The organism is Paenibacillus sp. JT31N11 (genome assembly GCF_056269285.1).
In genome coordinates this window covers 255,954-276,927 of sequence record NZ_JBWDNQ010000008.1, presented here as the reverse complement: position 1 = coordinate 276,927, position 20,974 = coordinate 255,954, and the positions used below count along the sequence as shown (strand labels likewise).

Here is a 20,974-nt window from a genome sequence, read left to right as displayed (position 1 = left end):
TACGGAAAATCCATTTAACGTATGGGTGCCAATTGCTACGATATGATAAATAAGTCCCATGTGAATGGGAAAGTTTGATATTGAATGTTGACTGAAATCCCGATATATTTTTAGGATAAGAGTGAATAAATATCCGCAGCTGCGTTACTTAAGGCATCTGCTTTCATTCTGATATTCAAGACGGTATAAGAGAGGATATCCGGATACGTTCCTGTATGCCTGGCTTATATTTTCAGGGGGGAAGAGATCCGGGCATGCCTTGAACAAGCCTGCCGGTTCTTCTTACTGCAAGGGGATAAAGAGATGGAGGATAAGCGATATGTCTACACCTACTGGATTTATGGATTACAAGCGCGAGCTGCCTGCAGATCGCGATCCGCTGGAGCGCATCAAGGATTGGGAAGAATTTCATAAGCACTTCAATGAAGATCAGCTTCGTACGCAGGGTGCGCGCTGCATGGATTGCGGCACTCCGTACTGTCATACGGGCATTGAGCTCCCGGGCGGCGCTTCAGGCTGTCCTGTAAATAATCTCATCCCCGAGTGGAACAATCTGATCTACCGCGGTTTGTGGCGTGAAGCGCTTGACCGTTTGCATAAAACAAATAATTTTCCGGAGTTCACGGGGCGTGTATGTCCTGCTCCTTGCGAAGGTTCCTGTACAGTAGGCCTGATTGGCGATGCAGTAACCATCAAGTCCATTGAGCAAGCCATCATCGATAAAGGCTTCGAGGAAGGCTGGGTTGTTCCTCAACCTCCCAAAGTGCGCACCTCGAAGAAAATTGCTGTGGTTGGTTCGGGTCCGGCCGGAATGGCATGCGCAGCCCAATTGAATAAAGCGGGTCACACGGTAACTGTGTATGAGCGTGCCGATCGTATTGGCGGATTGCTGGTATATGGCATTCCGACGATGAAGCTGGACAAAGGAGTCGTTCAACGCCGGGTGGATTTGCTTGAAGCCGAAGGTGTCCAGTTCGTTACGAATACTGAAATCGGCACCGATATTTCCTCCCAGCAGCTCATGGACGAATTTGATGCCGTTGTATTATGCGGCGGCGCTACAAAAGCCCGTGAGGTTGACATTGAAGGCCGTCACTTGAAAGGCATTCATAAAGCCATGGATTATTTGAACGGTACGATCAAAAGCTATCTGGATTCCAATCTGGAGGATGGCAACTACGTTTCCGCCAAAGGCAAGAATGTGATTGTGATCGGCGGTGGCGATACAGGAACAGACTGCGTGGCAACGGCGCTTCGCCATGGCTGCAAATCCATCACCCAATTCGGTACCGTATCCAAAGCGCCGCTTGAGCGTGATCCTGTGAAAAATCCTTGGCCGCAATTTCCGAATGTGTATACGCTCGATTATGCACAGGAAGAAGCGCGCGCATTGTTTGGCAAGGATCCGCGTGCATTCTCCGTCCTGACCACGAAATTCGTAGGCGACGAGTACGGGAATGTGAAGGAGCTGCACACCGTCCAGATCGAACGTACTGTCGATGAGTCCGGACGCCGGATTTACAAGGAAATTCCCGGCACCGAGCAAGTATGGCCGGCTGATCTGGTTATGATCGCAGTCGGTTTCGAAGGACCGGAAACAACGATTATTGATCAATTGGGTCTTGCACAGGACCGCCGCTCCAATGTCAAAGCAGCTTATGGCGATTACAGCACAAGTGTTGACAAAGTATTCGCTGCCGGCGATATGCGTCGCGGACAAAGTCTGGTCGTCTGGGCGATCAATGAAGGCCGAGAGGCTGCCCGTGAGGTTGACCGTTTCCTGATGGGAACGACAATGCTGCCATAAGCAGCTGCGGCTATTAATAATGTTTTACCGATAAGAGCGCCTTCGGGCGCTTTTATTTAAATATAAGAAAGTATAAAATTTGACCTCTACTTTGCTTATATTTCTGAGGGAAGAAACTTGTTGCGCCGCCAAAGGACGGCGAAGCCGTTTCTTCTTGACCTTATAGAATTTATAAGTTTCATGCCTATAAATTTCTATAAGGTTTAAGGGAAGAAACTAACTTTGCCGCCAAAGGACGACGAAGCTGTTTCTTCTTACGATATCGGAAAGAATTCGATTTTCTTGGAATGGAGTGTGGGAAACGATGATTCAATATGGGTCGGAACGGGTGACGCAGCTGCAAATTCTGGCGTTTGAGCCGCGTATTGAACGGCGTGACGAGCAGTGGGTCGATATCGAGCTCGGACTTGTGTTATCCCCGGCAACACCGTGTCCGGAGGAAATCACGCAGCTGACTGCGCTGGTCATCTGCACGACGAATGGCACAATTGTACAAATTGTGCCTCTGGATGAGGGCTGTGACTGTGAATTCCAGTTTACAATCGATGAGAAGGAGCAAATACAAGCCTACATCGAACAAGAGGACGTGCAGAAAGCGATATTGGAATCCGCCGCCCCCAAGTAAAGGAAAGTTGTGGTAAAATCGAGAGACCAATAAGCCAAGCATGGGGGAATGATGATGTCATCCAATGCGGCAAGTGTGCTTACGAAGTCAGAGATATCGAGTATTCGCCATTATGTACAGCATAAATACGCGGATTTGCCGACTGAGCGCCGGGCGGAAATCGTAGCAGATGCAATGCAGCGTATTGTCATGCGCCAGCTTCCGGATTTTGCCGAAGAAATCAAGCTGAAGCTGACAGCGGAGCTGCTTCTTCAAGTAGTAGCCAGGCAGCAGAGGCCTGTAGGGCCGGAGCATGTCTTTCAAAGCTGTCTGGCCTTGAATCTTGAGGACAGGGCGGTGTATGAACCGCTGCATATGTGGACCCAGCAAAGGTTGGCATGCTCACTGCCGCTTGAGCCGTTCAACAAGCAGTTGATCACGGCTGCGCAGGCGACAGAAGCCGCTGCAGGAGAGGAAGCTTCGGCTTGGTCGCTTTTTGCCAATCAAGCTCTGCTCCTTCAAGAGCGGAGTCCCTCTATCGGGCTGGAGCAAGAGCGTGCAGGAGATATTGTCCATCTGCCTGCGGCTGTGAAGCCGCCCAGGGTCAAATCGATGCTCTACGCTCTTCTGTCGGCGCTTCTGGTCATGTCCAGCCTGATTTATGGGGGAATCCTGCTGCAGCCGGCTGCAGCGCCGGACAAGCAGCAGCAGAAAGCAGACATACAGCCGGCAAGATCCGTGGAAGTTCCGGCAAGCAATAGTTTGCCCGCTGAACTGCGCTATACGGAAGTGAATGAGAGCCGATTGAAACAATATCTGCACAACAAATCTTCTCTGCTTGCGGAGCAGCCCTATTATGATGCCATTATGTCGGCAGCCAGGGAGAATAACATTCATCCGCTGTTGCTTTTTGCGATTACCGGACAGGAGCAGGCTTTTGTGCCGACTACCCATAAACAGGCGAAGAAAATAGCGAACAATCCGTTTAATGTTTTTTACAGCTGGCAGGATTATAATACGACCATCGAGCAATCCACCGCGATTGCTGTGCGGACCATACTGCGCATCAGCAAGGACAGGCCGGAGAAAGAGGATGCGATAACCTGGATTAACCGTGAATATGCCGAAGACCCCAATTGGTCCAAAGGGGTCCGCAGTATCATGCAGGCCATGATACGTTATGTTGAGATCGACCATTAAGCAGCAAAGAGGGGATTAGTTGAAGACATTAATCATTGCGGAGAAGCCTGATATGGGACGCACGATTGCGGCTGTTATCGAGCCCAAAGCGCAAAATAAACGATCCTATCTGGAAGGCGAGCGTTATATCATAACATGGGCGATCGGACATCTGGTCAGTCTTGCGGAGCCGGATCAATACGATCCCAAATATAAAAAATGGAACGAGGCGGATCTGCCGATTATTCCCGACCGCTTCAAGCTTTGGCCCAATCCCAAAACCAGGGATCAACTGAAAACGATCGGCGAGCTCGCCAAGCGCAGCGACCGGCTGGTTAATGCCTGCGACGCCGGTCGCGAAGGGCAGCTCATTTTCCATTTGATCAGGCAGTATTTGAAAATGTCGCAGCCCACGGAGCGGCTGTGGATTTCGGACTTGACGCCGGAGACGATCCGGCGCGGCTTTGACTCGCTTCGGAATGATCAGGATTACGATCCGCTCACGCGGGCAGCACGAGCGCGCAGCGAGGCTGACTGGCTTGTGGGCATGAATGCCTCGCGGGCTTTTACAATCCGCCACAAAACCCTTCTGTCGGTTGGACGCGTCCAAACGCCTGTGTTGGCGCTTCTCTACGATCGCCACAAGGAAATAACCGCGTTTAATAGTGAAACCTATTTTGTGGTTCAGGCGACCTTCAGCCAGACGGACTTCAGCTACAAAGGACTCTGGCAGGGCGATCGGATTACAAACAAGGAAAAAGCCGAGCTGCTGGCAGCCAAGGTGAGCGGTAAACCGGCGCGGATTGTCAGCTATGAGACGAATGAAACCAAGGAGTATCCTTACCGCTTGTATGATTTGACGCTGCTGCAGCGCGAAGCGAATGGGAGATACGGATACCCGGCGAAGAAAACGCTGGATATCGCCCAGGCGCTGTACGAGAAACATAAGGTGATTACATATCCCCGGACCAGCTCCAATTATGTTACGGAAGAGAATATCCCGGTCATGGGCAATGTCCTTCAGATGCTCAAACAAACCGCTTACGGGCAGCTTGCGCAGGGAGCGGACCGCAGCCGTGTCCACAAAGGAAACAAAGCCGTGTGCAACCCTGCTAAGGTAGAGGATCACCATGCCATACTGCCAACACCCAAACGCCCGGGGACGCTCAGTACGGAAGAGCAGAATATTTACGATCTCATCGTACGCCGTTTCCTGTCGCACTATTATCCGCCGGCCGTCTACAACAATCATGAGGTGATGACGGAAGTCGAAGAGGAGCTGTTTCGGACCCGCGCGAAGGAACAGTTGGACCCGGGATGGCGAGTCGTATTGGGCCAGGATGACAGCGGCGCTCCCAAAGAAAAAAGCCGCAAGAAAAAGTCGGATGAGCCGACAGAGGATCAGGAGGACGAGCTCATTCTTACGGACCGTCCTTTCGGGGTGAAAGCGGATGCTCCGGTCCATTGTGACGAGGCTGCTGCGCTCGAGAAGGCGACAAAGCCTCCAAAGTCATATACGGAAGGTACGCTGCTCAAAGCCATGGAAAGCGCAGGCAAATCGATTGAGGATGAAGAGCTTCGCGATGCGATGAAGCAAATCGGTCTGGGCACGCCAGCTACCCGCGCAGCAACGATTGAACGGCTGAAATATGTCGGCTACATCGTAACGGCGGGCAAAAGGCTGGATATTACCACCAAGGGCTGTGCAGCGATTGAGCTCATACGCGGAGCGGGCGTGGAGCTGCTGGCTTCGCCGGAAATGACGGGACGCTGGGAGCAGCGTCTGCACCAGATTTCCAAGGGTGAAGCCTCAGATGAACAGTTCATGCAGAAGGTGAAGGAGTTTGCCGAGATGATCGTCGGCAAGGTGAGGCATCAGCCGCAAGCAGCGTCCAGTCTGTTTGGAGATGCTGAAGGCAGCTCGGGCGGCGCCAAGGGGAAAGGGCGGACAACCAAACGTTATGCTTCCAGCGGAAAGCCAGCATCCGCTGCCGCAGAAGGAAGCGCAAGAGCTGCTGCATCACGTACCAGGCAATCCGTAGCCAAGACCGCATCCAAGGCTGTATCCAAGGCCAAAGAGAAACCGGCTGCTGGCTCGTCGGCACCTCCTGCGGTGATAGCCGATTGTCCGCGCCCTGGCTGCGGCGGACAGCTTGTGGAGGGTAAACGAGGCTATGGCTGTCTGCGGTTCCGGGAAGGCTGCACCTTCGTTATCTGGAAGCAGCAGCAGGGCAGAGCGGTCACGGCAGCGATGGCCAAGGCGCTGGCAGCCAAAGGTGAAACGCGCAAGATAACAAGCAAAGCCAAGGATGTCACGACGAATTCAGGGAAGTGGATATTAACAGATCAAAGTAAAGGCACGATTGAGTTCGTGTTTTCCTGATCGTGAAACAGCGTTTCATTAAAAATAGGCTTGTCTCCCGGCATGAACAATTCCGCTCATGTGGAGGCAAGCCTATTCAGGTCAAGGTTGCGGATCAGCCGTGTCCCGCTCCCTTCAGAGATTAACGGCGCTTTCCTGCTGCCGTATATAGCCATGGATCTTATCCGGCACATCACATAGCTGATGAAGGGTGAAGAATGCGCCCTTCGGTTCAACATCAATCCCGACAACATTATAGATCCACTCCGATTCACTTTTCATATGAATGGCATGAATACCGGACGTAAGGGCTGGAATAACATCGGTCCGCAGCGAATTTCCGATCATCCATGTGGAGCTGCGTTCAAAGCCGCCTTCGCTTAAGATGCCTTCCATCGCGTCAATGTTCTTATGCGAACGGACATAGATGCGGGTGTCAAAATAACGCTGCAGCTGCATTTGTTGAATTTTGCGCTGCTGAATCAGCATCTCGCCGCCAGTGTACAGATGCAGCTCATGACCATTGGAAGCGAGAGTATCCAGTGTTTCTTCCATAAATGGATAGGGCTCCACCTCGAGCTCATAGACGCTTCGGCCTAGCTTCCACAGCTGATCTTCTTCTATAACGGAACGAGCCCTTCCCGTCTGTTCCGTGAAATAACGGTAGGTATCAATAAAGGATTGGGGAAAATGCTCGCTCATGAAGCCAACGGCATGGACGCCGGCAATATCGATTTCCGTTTGCTTGCTCCGAATGGTTTCACTCGGGATACCATAGCCGCGAAACCAGGTTGACATAAAATCGGCAAACTGGTCAATGACAAGATAAAAATACCGGTTGCAATGGATCAGCGTATCATCAAGATCAAATAAGAGTTGTTGCTTCATCAAAGGCACGGCTCCTTCTCCATATGATTCGGCTGTAAAACCAATCTACCGCATATATGGATTCGCCGTCAAATTGAATATTATTGTAAACCGTTACAGATACTTATCCTAGCGCGGGCTGTAAATGACATGAATTAGCGGGGTTAAATGGCATCAGGCGAATTTCTGCAGTTTGGCGCTCAGATCCTGTCTGATGTAAGCAAGCCGCTTGCGGACATAAAAGTCATAGCTCTCACCCTTGAGTTCCCGGGGCGTGATCACCTCCTCTGCGGTATTATCAATAATGGTGAGAGAGCCATTAGAGTAAAATTTGAAGGTCAAATCGCGATAAGGACGGTACCTCTCAATAAATCGATAATTTTCACAGTTGTTCATGATGATCAGCCTCCTTGGGAAAATAGGATATTAGAACATGTGTTCTTGTTTTGATTATACCAAACATTTGTTCGGATGGAAACTATTTTTTGTTTCCCGTAAACTAGATTGATAGACTTGTAATCGCTAACTTGGAAAAGGAGCGCCATTCATGATAAGAGTATCTCAATTGACGAAGCAAATACCAGGCGGCCCGCAGGTTCTGTCGGGTATCAGCTTTGAAATTCAGCCCGGCGAATTCGTAGCGGTCAAGGGGGCGAGCGGCAGCGGCAAATCCATGCTGCTGAAGTGTTTGGCTCTGCGCGAGAAGTGGACAAGCGGATCGTATTTCGTTGACGGCGTCAATATTTTTGAAAAGGGTTTTACGGGAACGATGAAGGTGCGCCGGGAAATGGCATATATGGAGGAGAAGCCCACGCTGCATCCGAATCGTTCGGCGCTGAAGAATGTGCTGATCGGATCCGCTTATCAAACGCCTGTCTGGCGCAGAGTTACCGGAATGGTCCGCAATGACGATTATATGGGAGCCATGGATATGATCGAGAAGGTGGGACTGCTTGAGAAAGCGCAGCAGAAGGGGGAGAAGCTGAGCGGGGGAGAGAAGCAGCGTATTGCCATCGCAAGGGCATTGGTTCACGGTGCCCAAACGCTGCTTGCCGACGAGCCGGTATCCGGCCTTGATCCACACGCGGCGGAGCAGGTTCTGTCGGACTTGAAGAGGATGTGCAAAATTCAGGGGATTTCTGTTATTGCGGTCATGCATCAGGGTGACTGGGCTGAACGGTTCGCAGACCGGATTCTGGGTCTAAGCGGCGGAGAACTGGTACTGGACGTTAAAGGGAGAAGATTGACCGAACGGGAAAAAATGCTCATATGAGCAAAGCGGTGAATGATCTTCCAATCCGGCCGATCCGGGTACCCGAGCTTGAGGCCGCCCATCGGCTGGAGCTTTCCTGTTATCCGGCGGAGGCTGCTGCTACCAGCGAGGCGTTTGCTTACCGGCAGCTTCATTTTCCCCATTATTTCCTGTCGGCATGGGATGGAGCTGTGCTGATCGGCTTGGCCTGCGGCGTACGCACCTCTGCTGACGATTGCGGAGGAGACCATGTGAAAGGGGAGCACGGCGCGGAGGAGAGCGGGTTGCACCTGTGCATCTTGTCCGTTGCCGTCGATCCCGGAAGCCGGCGCGGAGGAATTGGCAGCGCTTTGATGAATGCGCTTATCCGGCAGTCGGAAGCGGACAGGCTGGAAAGCATCATTTTGATGTGCGAGGCCGGTTTGATTGGATTTTATGAGCGTTTAGGGTTTGAATATGCGGGGATTTCTTCCTCGCGGCACGGCGGCATCGAGTGGCACGAGATGAAGCGGAATTTGCGGAACTAAAGCTCATTTCTCCTGAAGGAAAGTGGAACTAGCAAGGGAACCGGATAAAGCGCATATAATGGAACATCAACCCGAATAGGCAGGTGTCCATATGGCATTTCAGTTTCCGGCAGTCATCCATGCGTCCCGCGTTACTTTTCCCAAAGCGGAATTGTGGGTCCCCGTCGTCAGCGGCGTTCAGCATGCGGCCGCGCGCAACACCATGAACGAATCCATACGGCACGCTGTAAGGGCGCTGGTGGCGGAGCAGGGGTCACTGGAGGATCCCCGTGCGGAGATGATGGGTTATTTTGAAATCAAAACGAATGAAAAAAACGTGCTCAGCCTGTCTCTGTTCAATTATGCGTTTACAGGCGGCGCGCACGGCTTGACGCTGCAGCAATCGCTTACCTTTGACACGGTGTCCGGAAGATCCTATTCGCTCGCCGATTTGTTCAAGCCGGGGAGTTCTTATATCAAGCGCTTATCAGACCTGATCAAGGTACAAATCGCCGAGCGGCAGATCGAAACCCTGGAGCCGTTCCAATCCATTCGCCCCGATCAGCCATTTTATATTGCCGACCGTGCGCTTGTGATTTATTTTTCGCTTTTTGAACTGACGCCTTATGCCTTTGGATTTCCTTACTTTCCGATATCCGTTTTCGATTTGACGGACATTATTAGTCCCACCGGGCCGCTTGCTTCTATGGACGTAAATGATTGATTCCAATCATTTTCTTGGGTTTGCAGGATTTGGTGCAATAAATGTCGAAAATAAATCAGGAGAAACGCTTACACGAGGAGTTCTACGATGATTTATTTGATTTTATTGCTGCCCGTAGCTGCAGCCATTATTGCTTTTTGCATTCGGAGATGGAATAAGAAAAAGATTCGCCCCATCTTTGAGCCGGTCCGGATCGGAACGGACAATCCGCCCGCGTTCGGATCGCTGTTCGATTCCGGGGACACCGCGGCCGAGCTTGATATGCCGCCGCCAACGCCGGGCACACTCCCCTACAGCATTCTCATTGTTGATGATCAATCGGCAATAAGACGGCTGCTGAGGGAGTTGTTTGAGCTTGAAGGATTGACGGTATACGAAGCGCCTCATGGCAGGACTGCCATTGAGCAGGTGGAGCAGAATCCCATTGATTTTATATTGCTCGATTTGAAAATGCCCGACATGGACGGAATCGAGGCCTTGCTGGAAATCCGCAAATTCAGGCCGACAATCAAAGTGGCCATGATAACGGCTTACGGCGACCCCGATAAAATTGATATGGCCAAGCAGCTCGGCGTCCTTGCTTTCTTCACAAAGCCCTTTGATATTGAGCTTGTGAAGCGCTTTGTCATGTCAGAGATGCAGGTATCTTCCGATTCCGGACTCGAAGGGATCGGAAGCTAAGTAAAGGAGCACATTATCATATCTATAAAGCTTTTTAATATAAAGTGTCACATTTTATGAAAGAAGGCATCTCAACTTCTGTTGAGATGCCTTCTTTGTGAAGGAGGTAGACCTGAAGACGGCGTAGGGGTTGTTTTGGATTTGGGAATATTTACTTCAATGGAACCAGTATCTGTGGATTTATAATTAACCCTATTGCAAATTTGACACAGTTTGAGTGGAACGTTAACAACCGCCCGCCGGCTGCAAGGAATTGCTGACGACCGGCGCCTGCCGGATCTGCACGTCACTCTCAAGTATTCTCAGGATCGTGGAAGCGAGATCAGCCCGCGATAAGTAGATCGTCACCTCGTCGCGTCCTGGATAGCCGACCTTGACAGCACCACCGCCTGGGCGGTCGTTCAACACCGGGATACGAACCAGCGTCCAGTCCAGGTCCGAGGCGCGAATGATTTCGGCCGCTCTCCGCACGGCCAAAATATTTTCAATACGGTGACTTTCCACGAACGAAACCAACATGGACAGTTCCACATCAGGGAGATCGTTCGGATCGGAAACGCTGCACGCGGACGCTGCGACCAAGCGACGAATGCCGTGCTGTTTCATCGCCGTAATGATCCGTTTGGTTCCTTCGCTGACGGCACCGACCAACTCCGCCACAGCGTCGGCACCATTGATCGCGCGCCCGATCGACTCGTCTTGTTCCAATGTGCCGACTACCACGGATAGACGCTCATGCCGAATCTCGAACCGCTCGGGCGATCGGACGTAAGCCGTGACATTGTGGCCTCGTTCCAACGCATTTAGTGTTAGCAGCTGACCTGTTTTTCCCGATGCTCCAAAAATCGTAAATTTCACCTGAATTCCTCCTATAGACAGTTATTTTAGGGTCCGCTACTGACAGCGGGAGCTTTACAGATAAATCTCGTGTCGAAAAGGTGCTTGTACATGAAAGCAGCCAGGTCCGCTCTCGTCAGCATCATGCCGACCGTTTCATGACCGTAATAGCCGGCCTTCGAAAAGGTGCCGGTTTTGTCAGTCAAAATCGGAACTCTCGCCAATGTCCAATCCAGGTCAGAGGCGCGAATAAGCTCCGCAGCCCTTCGGACTTCCCTTACGTTGCGAGGAATAATCGTGCTGACCATCGCAAGAAGCAGCAAACGCCCCAATTGGAAGCGATCAATCGGGTCCCGCACGCTCAGAGCAGAAGCGGCGATCAGCCTTTGCACGCGGTGTTTTTTCATCGCGGCAATGATGTTCACCGTCCCTTCACTGACGGCTCCCATTAATTCGATGACCACATCCGCTCCTTCGACAGCGCGTTCGATCCGTTCGCGATCCGCGACCGTCCCTTCGATGACGGTGAGTCGCTCGTGGCTTAGACGGATGTTGTCCGGCCGCCTCGCGAATACGACGACGTCGTGCCCTCCTTGCAAAGACATTTCCATGACTAAGTGTCCCGTCCGGCCAGACGCACCGAATATCGCAATTTTCATCCGTATGCCCTCCATTGCTGTTGACTGCACGACAACTGTCAATTAGCATCATAAACAACAACCCTTGCTCAATGCCATGCGCAAAAACGCTGATTTGTAGGCTAAGCGACATTTTCACCAAATTGGCGATTACGTATTGCACCGGAGCAGACAGGGAGGGAGCGATGAAAGATGACGTCTTACGTAAACAAAGACGACCCACGCGCCAAAAAAACGCGAAGGTCGCTGCGGAACGCACTAATCGAGCTACTGTCCGAGAAAGAGTTTTCTTCGATTACGATTCAACATATTACCGATCGGGCCGAACTGAATCGGGCAACGTTTTACGGCCATTTTCAGGATAAATTCGAGCTGCTCGACGAGACGCTGGGTGGGCTGCTGGAAGAAGCGATTCGTCGGCGGATTCCCGACGATCCGGGCGAGGACGGCTCCGCTCTCGTGCGAAGCCTTATGCTGGCTGTATGTGACTGGCATTTGGAGACAACTCGGCAACTGAATCGCAAGCTGACGTATGTCCGCTTCTATCGAAACAAACGCCAAGAAGAAGCTTTATGAGATTGTTCGGGAATGTATGCAGCACCTTGAATCGCCCGGCAGCCAGCATTCACGGAAGCCGGAGATCAAGGCTGCGATGATCAGTTGGTCAGTCTTTGGCATCGTCTTGCAATGGAGTGAACAAGCCCGAAGTGAGCCGGCGGAGATATTGGTAGAGCAGGCACTCCCCCTCATCATGGCCGGGGTCAGGACGCCGTGAAGCGTTGCATGCCTAAAACAAAAACTGTCCGTTATCGTAATAAAGCAATTATTCGCAAAAAATCCAACCTGGAAGCGAAACAAAAAGAACGGCTGATTTTCAGCCGTTCTTTGGCGATGTTGATCTCAAAAAAAAAAGCATTCCCGAAAAGAATCATGTCACATCATAAAAATATCGAGTGATAAACGGAATCGTTGTCCTGCGGAAGTCGTTTAATCGATCCCGGTGGCTGGGCCAAGCGGAGACGAACGGTCTTTGCGGTGCTGATTTGATTGCTGTCCTCATACAGTCAAGTATGGGGGTGAAGCTTTGTTACCTATGATTCTCGGGCTTTTGTTGTTCGTCGCTGTGTGCGGAGCAGCCTTAGTTATCGGCATATTGGCGCAGCGAAGCCTATCCGATCCGCTGCATCAGGCCTTTAATCGCCAGACCGGTTATGTCCGTTTTATGCAGGATAAGCATGAGCTTAACCAAATCGGCTATGCCCAGCAATTAACGCGGCGCTTGAGCGGATTTGCGGTATTTGGGATTTCTTTCTCCACGCTTTCGGTTATCGGGGGAGCTGTTTTTTTGCTTGGTCCTGCTGTTGCGGCCGGCGGACCGGCAGTGGTCGGTTTCGGCTATCCGATCCTCGCTCTGTTCGGTATCGCAACGGCATGCTCGATGGCTTTCTTCGCATCGAAAGTCCCCACAGCCGGAGGCTGTTATCACTGGGCCAAAGCGGCGGGCGGCAAACGGCTTGGTCTTGCTGCGGGCTGGCTGCATTTGGCGGGCAGTTTGCTTATGACGGTCACCATGAATGTGATATGCGCCCAATGGATAAGCCGGATGGTTGAGGCGAGATTCGGTTATGAAGCTTCCACAGCGTTGATTTGCGGGATAATTATTCTCCTGATCCTCTCGCAAGCCATTGCGGGGCTGGGGGGAGTCGGAGCGCTCAGCGGTATATTCAGAGCGGCTGCCTGGCTGCAGGTGCTTTGTGTGCTGGCTGTTCTGGCGGGACTGGTTGCGCTTGCCTGGCCGAGCGCTTATCCGCTTGAGATGCTTTATGGATTCCTGCCTGTCGCGCCTTCTGAGGCAGCGGCTGTATCCGGTCATGAGCCTGTTCTTGTTCTGGGCATGCTGCTGCTGCAGCGGTTGTTTCTGGGTGCCGACTCTGCTGCCCAGACTGCCGAAGAGACCCATGATCCGCGGGCCAGCGTGCCTTGGGCGATATTTTTGTCGGTCGTCTATACGTTTATATTCGGTTTTGTGTTATTTTCGATGATGCTGCTCCAGTTCCCGGGCGGGACCTCCGATTTCCCGGGCTATAACGGGTTGGGGCACTGGGTGGTGAACATGCTGGCCGGAAACTGGGGATGGGCTATAAATACGATCGTGGTCCTTGCCATCGCTCTTGCCGGATGGGGGAGCGGGCTGGGCTCGATGACGGCTTCCGTGCGCAGCTTGTTCGCAATGTCCCGTGACGGCGCTCCGCTTCCCTGGGGCAGGAAGCTGGCTGAAATCTCCGAACGTTTCCGCTCCCCTGTGGCTGCTGTTATTGCCGTTGCAGCAGCGGTACTCGGACTCTCTCTTGGGATTGGCTTGATAAAGGGTGCTTCATTGGGAAATGAAACGCTTATTCAGCTTGTCGGCTCGAGTCTCATTGCCCTGCACCTGTCTTATGCCATCCCAATCGCGCTCAAATTACACGCCAAGCGCTGGAGCAAATCGCAAGCCCTTCATCAATCATGGCAGCCCGGCCGACTCGGCCTCTTCCTCGACAGGGTCTCCGTAATATGGCTGATCTCGTCAGCGGGCATTGCTTTATATTATATGAATGGCTTTGTTCTGATCCTGCTGCTCGCCGGTGCGGCGCTTCTGATCGCGGGCGTGGAGGCTGCACACCGGAGATCCCATACCTTGGCGGCTGTCCAGGCAAAAGGACATTTCCGGTTTAACCGGAGAACAATAGAGGAAATAATCCGAATAGAAAGAAAATTCCCGCAGCAATAATTTCCCGGAAATGAATCTTCATTTCCCGGGGAAGCGCACAAAACAACACAATGAGATCGCATTCGACACCTGGTCATATTGTCCTAGATTGCTGATAATTCAAAGGAAATTGTTGTTATTAGCATAGTTTATTATTAATGCCATGAATCAAACGGGATTGCCTTCCGGTTCTCCTTCATCTTATAATTTTGTAGACAAAGTTAGATAGATGGAGGGATACCATGTCTGTGATAGGCCAGCTTTTGTCGCTTAACATTGCACTGCCGGTTGCTGTGTTGCACGGATCGAGGGAAGTCGAGACCGGGATTTTCAAGAAGCCTTCAAGCAGACCTCTTTATCTCGCCAAAACCGGACTGGACGGAGACGGCCAGGCGGACCTCATCAATCATGGGGGGGAGGATAAGGCGGTCTGCGTCTATTCCAGCGTGCATTATCCCTATTGGGCTTCGGAATGGGGCAAAGATGCTGAGGCAGGGGCATTTGGCGAAAACTTCACGGTGTCCCGGATAACGGAGCAGTCGATATGCATTGGCGATATTGTCCGCGTAGGGGAGGCGGCCGTTCAGGTCAGCCAGCCGCGCCAGCCCTGCTTCAAGCTTGGGATCAAGCATGGGCTGCCGAAGCTGCCGCTTCAGGTGCAGCAGACAGGCTATTCCGGTTTTTACTTTCGCGTGCTGCAGGAGGGTATTGTCGCCGCAGGCGACGAGCTGGTTCTGGCAAGCCGCCATCCCGCCGGGGTCACCATTGCGGAAGCGAACCGGATCATGTATCTCGACAAGAAGGATGCAGCCGGAATGAGAAGGCTGCTGGCGCTGGAGGAATTGTCAGGCAGCTGGCGGGAAACGATTGGCAGCAGGCTGGCGGCGCTCGAAGCTGCTCAGGATTGAACGGAGGATTCACGGTAAATGGGTAAGGAGCACGAAGCTGCAGTTGCGGAACTTCTTGATCAATATAAATTTTCGGCGCCCTGGCGTGCCGTTCTGGAAGAAAGCGGAATGAATAACACAACCCGCATGGTATATGCGGGAGCGGACAAATATGTTATGCGGATCTATGATAATCATCGCGATCCCGATATTGTGCGGCTTGAGCATCATGTGCTTCATGAGCTGCAATCGGCAGAGCTGCCGTATCTTGTGCCGCGGCCGGTGCCGAATGAGCGTCTTGAGACCGTGACCATGACAGAGGACGATAAGCTGGGAGCCCTTTATCATTATATTGAGGGCGAGCGTCCCACTGTTCATAACAACCACCATGTGGAAGAGCTTGGGCGTGCAGCCGGATTGCTCATTCTGGCTCTCAGGCAATCGGCAATCGCGGAGAGGCCGCTGTATAAACCGTATTACGAATTTGAAGAAACTCACGGTGCACTGACGGATGAAAATATAATTGTCCTGGCGGAGCGCTCGCCTGTTCTGAGAGGCCGTGCCGGAGAACTAGAAACGCTGGCCGGGCTCAGGCGGCGCTTGAGGGAGCTGAGGCCTTTGTTCTCCGGGCTGCCGCAGCAGTGGATTCACGGCGATATCGGCTTTACAAATGCATTGGCCCGTAATGAATCGATTACGGGACTGCTTGACTTTGAATTTTGCACAAAAGATGCTGCCGCAATGGAGCTGGCCGTTGTGCTGGCCGATTTTCCGGATGACACGGAAGACCTGGCAATGAAGAGAATGCGGCTGTTTTGCCGCGGCTTCGGCTCGGCCGTGCGATTATCCGAGCAGGAGCTTGAAGCTCTGCCAGAGCTGATCAAGCTGAGAATGATGGATGTGTATCTTCATTTTGCCGGTCGCTATGCCGAAGGTCTTGATTCTCCCGAGATTTGGGAGCGGCAAATTGCCCGTGCCGCTTTTGTTTGCGAGTGGATCGACCGCCGCCATGACAAGCTTGACCGCTTGTTCGCGGAGTGTCTTCAGCAGCAGGTTCGATAAAATTTTCACCAGGCAGCCTGGTTTCTTGAAATATAAGAAAGTATAAAATTTGACCCATGCTTTGCTTATATTTTTGAGGGAAGAAACTGACTGCGCCGCATAAGGACGGTGGCAGCCGTTTCTTCTTGTTCGTGAAGGGCATCTTTTGCGAATGAACAACCTGGCTGCTGCCATATAGATAGATATGGCCCATATTCTGCCCCTGCCGTTCTGCTGCGCCGTAAGTCCACGCACCCTGGAGAATGCGTACACAAAGCTTGGAAGTCCGAATCCATTTAATGTGGCTATTTTGTGAAAAGACACTATTCGTCCATAACCTCTAGTGATATACTGATTATTGGGAATTTATAATATTTTCAGATAATTAGGAGGGAAGTGAGAGAATTGACAATTCTGCCTAAGCAAAACGATCTCGGTTTCTTCGAAATTCGGCTTGAATCAATTGGTGGATTGGGCGCAAACCTGGCAGGAAAGATGCTGGCGGAAGCGGGTGTTGTTGGAAGCGGTTTCAATGGGGTCAGTTTTTCTTCTTACGGCTCTGAGAAAAAAGGTTCTCCGGTCAAGGCGCATATTCGATTTTGCGATCTGAGCACGAACATCAGGGACACAACACCCGTAGAACGACCTCATATTGTGGGCATTTTTCATGAGAATTTGTCCAAAACTGTCAATGTTGTCAGCGGCGTCTATGAAGACAGTGTAGTACTTGTCAACTCAAACAAGACACCGGAGGAGCTCAAGGAAAAATTGAAGCTGCTCGGGGGAACGATTGCAGTTGTCGATGCGACGGGGATTTCGCTCGAAGAGAATAATCGGGTAAATATGGGAATGCTTGGCGGATTGTTCCGTCTCTGCGACTTTCTTGATTTCGAACATATGAAGGGCATCATCCGCAAATCGCTGGAGAAGAAATACCCGCAGGCAGTGGAACCTGCGCTCCGCACCTTCCAGAGAGGCTACGACGAGGTGCAATTCCACACCTTCGCGCTGCCGGAAGGAACAGCCATGCCGGAGCCGACCCGCTGGGATATTCCGGCGCTTGGTTATTTGACGCAGCCGCTCGGGGGAATGATCACCAATCCCGGCAACAGCGTGCTGAAGGACTTAAGCATTTCCCGCGAGGGCATGATGCCGCATTTTGATGAAGAAAAATGCATTCATTGCGCTGCCTGCGACACGGCTTGTCCGGACTTTTGCTTCGTCTGGGATGAGCTGCCGGACAAGAAAGGGCGTCCGCAAATGTTCCTGCAGGGCATTGACTATCAATACTGCAAGGGCTGTCTGAAATGTGTTGTGGCTTGTCCGACGGAAGCGCTTGCTTCCGCAAGGGAGACGGATGGTTACGGGGAGCAGAACCGGGTGCCGCACCGCTTCAATTGGGCGAATTGAATGGTTCACGCTTAAGAGCAAGAAAGGAGAGAAACAATGGCTATTGAAATCAATAAAGAGGTCAGCCAGGGAACTGTCGAGCAGCGTATGGTTTACGAGTCCGGCAACGAAATGGCGGCATATGCCGCACATCAGATCAATTATCATGTGATGGGCTATTTCCCGATTTCGCCTTCGACGGAGGTTGCGCAATTTCTCGACTTGATGAAAGCAAACGGACAGCATGATATCAAGCTTATTCCCGCGGACGGCGAGCACGGCTCCGCAGGCATCTGTTACGGCGCGTCGGCTGCCGGAGGCCGCGTGTTCAACGCGACAAGCTCCAACGGTTATCTGTATATGCTCGAGCAGATGCCGGTTCAATCCGGAACCCGGTTCCCGATGGTCATGAATCTCGTCTGCCGGTCGGTTTCCGGCCCGCTTGATATCCATGGCGACCATTCCGATTTGTATTTTGCCCTCAATACGGGCTGGCCGATCCTGATGTGCCGCGACCCGCAGGCGGTCTACGATATGAATATCATGGCGCTGAAGCTCGCCGAGGACTCGCAGGTGCGCCTGCCTGTGCTCGTCGCGTCCGACGGTTATTTCACGTCGCATCAGAAGCGCCGCGTCCAAACCTTCACCCACCGCGCCGATGTTCATGCTTTCGTCGGTGAGAAGCCACCTGAGGGCTATAATCAGGTGCTCGACCGCAACAATCCCATTACAGTCGGTCCATACATGAATGAACCGGATTATATCAATAACTGCTATCAGCAGTCTGTGGCCATGTACAACGCGGCTGATGTATTCGACAGAATCAGGCAGGAATATGCGGTACTTACCGGACGCGACTACCCGATTCTCGACCAGTACCGGATGGAGGACGCGGAGGTAGCGGTATTCCTGATGAATTCCGCATCGGAAATTGTCAAGGATGTGGTCGATCAGCTGCGCGCTCAGGGAATCAAGGCGGGATCGGTTGCACCTAACATGATCCGCCCGTTCCCGGCGAAGCAAATCGCCGAAGCGCTGCGCGGCGTAAAAGCCGTAACCATCGGCGACCGCGCCGATTCCTATGGTGCACATGGCGGTAATATGACGAACGAAATCAAAGCGGCGTTATTCACGCATCATGTGACCGATACGCTCGTCATCAGCCGTATATACGGTCTTGGCGGGAAGGATTTCTACGCGGAAGACGGCCATCATATGTTCAAGCTTGCTATCGATGCGGCGGCAGCCAAGGAAGTGGCTGTTCCCTTCGATTATTACGGGCATACGCCCGGGGATCCGAACAATGCGCCGAAACGGGTGCTGGAGCCGCTGAAATATGAGGATCTCAAGACAGGATTGATAACCGTTGCCCGCGATGAAGCGACGGGCAAGCTGAAGGTCAAGGTTCCGCCGATCCGCCAGCTGATGAAGAAGCCGAAACGGCTTGCTCCCGGCCACGGCGCATGTCCGGGCTGCGGAATCTTCTCCGGGCTTGAGCTGTTCTTCAAAGGCATAGAAGGCGATATCGTAGCGCTCTACCAAACCGGCTGTGCGATGGTAGTAACGACAGGCTTCCCGTATTCATCGCATAAAGCCACGTATATCCATAATCTGTTCCAGAACGGAGCGGCAACGCTTTCCGGAGTGGTCGAGATGTTCTGGGAGCGCAAGCGCAGAGGCGAGCTGGACAGCTATGGACTGCAGGATGATTTTACTTTCGTTATGATTACCGGCGATGGCGGTATGGACATTGGAATGGGGCCGGCAATCGGCAGCGCGCTGCGCAATCACAAGATGATTATTCTGGAATACGACAATGAGGGCTACATGAATACAGGCGCCCAGCAATCGTATTCAACGCCGCTGGGTCACCGCACGTCCACGTCCAACGTAGGCAAGCATCAGGGCGGCAAGCTGTTCCATCATAAGGATACAGCGCAAATTATGGCTGCAACGAACATCCCTTATGTGTTCACCGGCTCGGAATCCATTCCTCAGGATCTGCTGAGAAAAGCGGCCAAAGCGCAATATTATGCCCAGAATGTCGGCCTTGTCTACGGCAAGATTCTGATTACTTGTCCGCTGAACTGGCTGTCGGAGGAGAAAATCGGACAGACGCTGATCGATGAAGCGGTGAATTCCTGCTTCTTCCCGCTGTACGATATCGAGGAAGGCATTACGACAATCACCTACAATCCCGAGGACAAGGGGAAACGGATACCACTTGGCGACTGGCTCAAAAACATGGGCAAGACGAAGCATTTGACGAGACCGGAGTATGCCGATGCCCTCAAATCGTTCGAGGACGAGGTCGAGCGGCGCTGGATGCGGCTGAAAGCCAAACACGAAAATGCGTATCTATAAGGATTAATCACATGAATTAATTTGTGGGGATTTGCGGTTCGGCAAGCAGGGCGCAGCCAGAAGAAGCTGCTCGCGTCCTGTTTGTTGTGTTTCCAGCATAGAAGAAAACAGCAGTGTCCGGCTATGCCGCACAGGTTCTGACAGGTCAGGGAGAGGGGGAGCAAGCAATGCCAATCGTACTTCGGCACCGGCATACGGGGGAGATCGCCTGCGGCAAGCTGCGCAACGTGTACCACTTTGATTACTACGGCGCGCTGTGGTGGGAGAATGAAGAGACTGCGGAGGAGCAGATGCAGCAGGGCCTCCAGGATGCCGGATATGAGGATGTGCGGGACTGGGACCGGCTTGAAGTCAAGGAGGAGCGGTTGAAGATTTTCAACGTCAAGCTGAACAATGACGGTCAGCGCAGGCTGATATTGGATCGTGACGGGTTGATATTTGTTCTCAAGGATAAAGATTAGAAAGGAGGATGCGCATGGCCTTGAATGCGGCGGACCATGTCCATTTTCAGCAGTTGATAGGGCTAAACAGCTATAGGGACGCGGCCCGGCTGGGCGAGCATTTGGCTGGCGGAGGATTCACTGCGGTCAGACGTTTTCTGGATGATTTCCGTGCCTATTTGCGGGAATTTCGAGATGAAGATGGCGAACGCGCCGCGGAGCTGCTTCAATATGCCAAGGCCGCCCTTCCGGAGCCGGGCCGCATGAGTCCCTCCTGGGTATACATCTGGAAAGAGTTCGAGGGCATCATCCAGACCAAAAGGCAGGTGCTGGCTTCAATCGGTAAAGCCAGACGCGAAGGGGAGTGGCAGGTGCTGCTGGATAATCCGTATTCCAACCAGAATATAGCCGTATACCCCGCCTTGACCTTTATGGAAGCCGTCTATATGTTTGCCTATTTCCGGACCGACCTGTTGAACAATGAATATTTGCGCCTGCAAAAAATCGATACCCTCATCACCTTTGCCGGATCGGATCGCGAGGAAATGTAAGTGAAGTCGAGCCGGGACCATCGGGATCGTACATGGGTTTATTTGAAGCTGAAAAAGCTCACCGTTACTTGGAGACACTCTCCTTGCAACGTGAGC

The 20,974-nt window shown here is 52.3% G+C and carries 21 protein-coding genes; 17 read left to right on the top strand and 4 right to left on the bottom strand.

Annotation, left to right across the window (positions count from 1 at the left end; all coding sequences use genetic code 11):
• Positions 1 to 319: 319 nt before the first annotated feature.
• The 4 genes from AC0YNV_RS25620 (at position 320) to AC0YNV_RS25605 (ending at position 5,973) form a co-directional block, all read left to right on the top strand.
• Positions 320 to 1,807 (top strand): glutamate synthase subunit beta, encoded by a 1,488-nt coding sequence (locus AC0YNV_RS25620; protein ID WP_210040609.1) that lies wholly within the window; start codon positions 320 to 322, stop codon positions 1,805 to 1,807.
• A gap of 304 nt (positions 1,808 to 2,111) precedes the next feature.
• Complete coding sequence (locus AC0YNV_RS25615; protein WP_475770560.1) at positions 2,112 to 2,432, top strand: hypothetical protein; 321 nt, start codon at positions 2,112 to 2,114, stop codon at positions 2,430 to 2,432.
• Positions 2,433 to 2,480: 48 nt separating this feature from the next.
• The gene (locus AC0YNV_RS25610; RefSeq protein ID WP_475770559.1) at positions 2,481 to 3,611 is read left to right on the top strand and encodes a hypothetical protein; all 1,131 of its coding nucleotides are present in this window, start codon (positions 2,481 to 2,483) and stop codon (positions 3,609 to 3,611) included.
• 19 nt (positions 3,612 to 3,630) lie between these two features.
• Positions 3,631 to 5,973 (top strand): DNA topoisomerase 3, encoded by a 2,343-nt coding sequence (locus AC0YNV_RS25605; protein ID WP_475770558.1) that lies wholly within the window; start codon positions 3,631 to 3,633, stop codon positions 5,971 to 5,973.
• A gap of 114 nt (positions 5,974 to 6,087) precedes the next feature.
• On the opposite strand, the gene AC0YNV_RS25600 is transcribed toward AC0YNV_RS25605, so the two are convergent.
• Together AC0YNV_RS25600 and AC0YNV_RS25595 are read right to left on the bottom strand one after the other, a co-directional pair.
• Complete coding sequence (locus AC0YNV_RS25600; protein ID WP_210040617.1) at positions 6,088 to 6,840, bottom strand: HAD family hydrolase; 753 nt, start codon at positions 6,838 to 6,840, stop codon at positions 6,088 to 6,090.
• Positions 6,841 to 6,993: 153 nt separating this feature from the next.
• Positions 6,994 to 7,215 carry a hypothetical protein gene (locus tag AC0YNV_RS25595; RefSeq protein WP_210040619.1) on the bottom strand — a complete coding sequence of 74 codons (222 nt, stop codon included), beginning with the start codon at positions 7,213 to 7,215 and terminating at the stop codon, positions 6,994 to 6,996.
• 151 nt (positions 7,216 to 7,366) lie between these two features.
• Here AC0YNV_RS25595 and AC0YNV_RS25590 point away from each other — a divergent pair, with 151 nt between their 5' ends.
• From AC0YNV_RS25590 to AC0YNV_RS25575, 4 genes are all read left to right on the top strand, one after another.
• Positions 7,367 to 8,092, top strand: coding sequence for a phosphonate ABC transporter ATP-binding protein (locus AC0YNV_RS25590; RefSeq protein WP_210040621.1), 726 nt, complete (start codon positions 7,367 to 7,369; stop codon positions 8,090 to 8,092).
• The gene (locus AC0YNV_RS25585; RefSeq protein ID WP_475770557.1) at positions 8,089 to 8,598 is read left to right on the top strand and encodes a GNAT family N-acetyltransferase; all 510 of its coding nucleotides are present in this window, start codon (positions 8,089 to 8,091) and stop codon (positions 8,596 to 8,598) included. The genes AC0YNV_RS25590 and AC0YNV_RS25585 overlap by 4 nt, the downstream gene beginning before the upstream one ends.
• Before the next feature lie 91 nt (positions 8,599 to 8,689).
• A complete protein-coding gene (locus AC0YNV_RS25580) occupies positions 8,690 to 9,301 on the top strand; it encodes a DUF3298 and DUF4163 domain-containing protein (protein WP_210040625.1) in 612 nt (203 codons plus the stop codon).
• An 87-nt stretch (positions 9,302 to 9,388) separates the two neighbouring features.
• Complete coding sequence (locus AC0YNV_RS25575; RefSeq protein ID WP_475770556.1) at positions 9,389 to 9,982, top strand: response regulator; 594 nt, start codon at positions 9,389 to 9,391, stop codon at positions 9,980 to 9,982.
• Between the two features lie 225 nt (positions 9,983 to 10,207).
• Here the strand turns inward: AC0YNV_RS25575 and AC0YNV_RS25570 are convergent, their stop codons facing one another.
• Positions 10,208 to 10,840, bottom strand: a complete 633-nt coding sequence (locus AC0YNV_RS25570) for an NAD(P)-dependent oxidoreductase (protein WP_475770555.1) — start codon at positions 10,838 to 10,840, stop codon at positions 10,208 to 10,210.
• A 26-nt stretch (positions 10,841 to 10,866) separates the two neighbouring features.
• Complete coding sequence (locus tag AC0YNV_RS25565; RefSeq protein WP_475770554.1) at positions 10,867 to 11,478, bottom strand: NAD(P)-dependent oxidoreductase; 612 nt, start codon at positions 11,476 to 11,478, stop codon at positions 10,867 to 10,869.
• Between the two features lie 171 nt (positions 11,479 to 11,649).
• Here AC0YNV_RS25565 and AC0YNV_RS25560 point away from each other — a divergent pair, with 171 nt between their 5' ends.
• From AC0YNV_RS25560 to AC0YNV_RS25520, 9 genes are all read left to right on the top strand, one after another.
• Complete coding sequence (locus AC0YNV_RS25560) at positions 11,650 to 12,033, top strand: TetR/AcrR family transcriptional regulator (protein ID WP_475770553.1); 384 nt, start codon at positions 11,650 to 11,652, stop codon at positions 12,031 to 12,033.
• Between the two features lie 207 nt (positions 12,034 to 12,240).
• Positions 12,241 to 12,414 (top strand): hypothetical protein, encoded by a 174-nt coding sequence (locus tag AC0YNV_RS25555; protein ID WP_475770552.1) that lies wholly within the window; start codon positions 12,241 to 12,243, stop codon positions 12,412 to 12,414.
• Positions 12,415 to 12,550: 136 nt separating this feature from the next.
• Positions 12,551 to 14,227, top strand: a complete 1,677-nt coding sequence (locus tag AC0YNV_RS25550; protein ID WP_475770658.1) for an amino acid permease — start codon at positions 12,551 to 12,553, stop codon at positions 14,225 to 14,227.
• A 221-nt stretch (positions 14,228 to 14,448) separates the two neighbouring features.
• Positions 14,449 to 15,114, top strand: coding sequence for an MOSC domain-containing protein (locus tag AC0YNV_RS25545; protein WP_475770551.1), 666 nt, complete (start codon positions 14,449 to 14,451; stop codon positions 15,112 to 15,114).
• Positions 15,115 to 15,132: 18 nt separating this feature from the next.
• Entirely contained in the window at positions 15,133 to 16,155 is a 1,023-nt protein-coding gene (locus AC0YNV_RS25540; RefSeq protein ID WP_475770550.1) for a phosphotransferase, read from the top strand.
• A gap of 384 nt (positions 16,156 to 16,539) precedes the next feature.
• Complete coding sequence (locus AC0YNV_RS25535; RefSeq protein WP_475770657.1) at positions 16,540 to 17,544, top strand: 2-oxoacid:acceptor oxidoreductase family protein; 1,005 nt, start codon at positions 16,540 to 16,542, stop codon at positions 17,542 to 17,544.
• A 36-nt stretch (positions 17,545 to 17,580) separates the two neighbouring features.
• Positions 17,581 to 19,887, top strand: coding sequence for a thiamine pyrophosphate-dependent enzyme (locus AC0YNV_RS25530; RefSeq protein ID WP_475770549.1), 2,307 nt, complete (start codon positions 17,581 to 17,583; stop codon positions 19,885 to 19,887).
• A gap of 167 nt (positions 19,888 to 20,054) precedes the next feature.
• Positions 20,055 to 20,348: a hypothetical protein gene (locus AC0YNV_RS25525; protein ID WP_475770548.1), complete on the top strand. Its 294-nt coding sequence runs from the start codon at positions 20,055 to 20,057 to the stop codon at positions 20,346 to 20,348.
• A 14-nt stretch (positions 20,349 to 20,362) separates the two neighbouring features.
• On the top strand, positions 20,363 to 20,878 hold the full coding sequence (locus AC0YNV_RS25520; protein ID WP_475770547.1) for a hypothetical protein: 516 nt from the start codon (positions 20,363 to 20,365) through the stop codon (positions 20,876 to 20,878).
• Positions 20,879 to 20,974 lie beyond the last annotated feature (96 nt).

What these genes read in the sequence shown, in the direction of transcription:
- AC0YNV_RS25600 (WP_210040617.1), bottom strand. Translation starts at nt 6,840, where the DNA reads ATGAAGCAACAACTCTTATTTGATCTTGATGATACGCTGATCCATTGC.
- AC0YNV_RS25615 (WP_475770560.1), top strand. Translation starts at nt 2,112, where the DNA reads ATGATTCAATATGGGTCGGAACGGGTGACGCAGCTGCAAATTCTGGCG.
- AC0YNV_RS25555 (WP_475770552.1), top strand. Translation starts at nt 12,241, where the DNA reads ATGCCTAAAACAAAAACTGTCCGTTATCGTAATAAAGCAATTATTCGC.
- AC0YNV_RS25520 (WP_475770547.1), top strand. Translation starts at nt 20,363, where the DNA reads ATGGCCTTGAATGCGGCGGACCATGTCCATTTTCAGCAGTTGATAGGG.
- AC0YNV_RS25565 (WP_475770554.1), bottom strand. Translation starts at nt 11,478, where the DNA reads ATGAAAATTGCGATATTCGGTGCGTCTGGCCGGACGGGACACTTAGTC.
- AC0YNV_RS25560 (WP_475770553.1), top strand. Translation starts at nt 11,650, where the DNA reads ATGACGTCTTACGTAAACAAAGACGACCCACGCGCCAAAAAAACGCGA.
- AC0YNV_RS25525 (WP_475770548.1), top strand. Translation starts at nt 20,055, where the DNA reads ATGCCAATCGTACTTCGGCACCGGCATACGGGGGAGATCGCCTGCGGC.
- AC0YNV_RS25575 (WP_475770556.1), top strand. Translation starts at nt 9,389, where the DNA reads ATGATTTATTTGATTTTATTGCTGCCCGTAGCTGCAGCCATTATTGCT.
- AC0YNV_RS25540 (WP_475770550.1), top strand. Translation starts at nt 15,133, where the DNA reads ATGGGTAAGGAGCACGAAGCTGCAGTTGCGGAACTTCTTGATCAATAT.
- AC0YNV_RS25585 (WP_475770557.1), top strand. Translation starts at nt 8,089, where the DNA reads ATGAGCAAAGCGGTGAATGATCTTCCAATCCGGCCGATCCGGGTACCC.
- AC0YNV_RS25530 (WP_475770549.1), top strand. Translation starts at nt 17,581, where the DNA reads ATGGCTATTGAAATCAATAAAGAGGTCAGCCAGGGAACTGTCGAGCAG.
- AC0YNV_RS25580 (WP_210040625.1), top strand. Translation starts at nt 8,690, where the DNA reads ATGGCATTTCAGTTTCCGGCAGTCATCCATGCGTCCCGCGTTACTTTT.
- AC0YNV_RS25595 (WP_210040619.1), bottom strand. Translation starts at nt 7,215, where the DNA reads ATGAACAACTGTGAAAATTATCGATTTATTGAGAGGTACCGTCCTTAT.
- AC0YNV_RS25545 (WP_475770551.1), top strand. Translation starts at nt 14,449, where the DNA reads ATGTCTGTGATAGGCCAGCTTTTGTCGCTTAACATTGCACTGCCGGTT.
- AC0YNV_RS25620 (WP_210040609.1), top strand. Translation starts at nt 320, where the DNA reads ATGTCTACACCTACTGGATTTATGGATTACAAGCGCGAGCTGCCTGCA.
- AC0YNV_RS25590 (WP_210040621.1), top strand. Translation starts at nt 7,367, where the DNA reads ATGATAAGAGTATCTCAATTGACGAAGCAAATACCAGGCGGCCCGCAG.
- AC0YNV_RS25610 (WP_475770559.1), top strand. Translation starts at nt 2,481, where the DNA reads ATGATGATGTCATCCAATGCGGCAAGTGTGCTTACGAAGTCAGAGATA.
- AC0YNV_RS25550 (WP_475770658.1), top strand. Translation starts at nt 12,551, where the DNA reads ATGATTCTCGGGCTTTTGTTGTTCGTCGCTGTGTGCGGAGCAGCCTTA.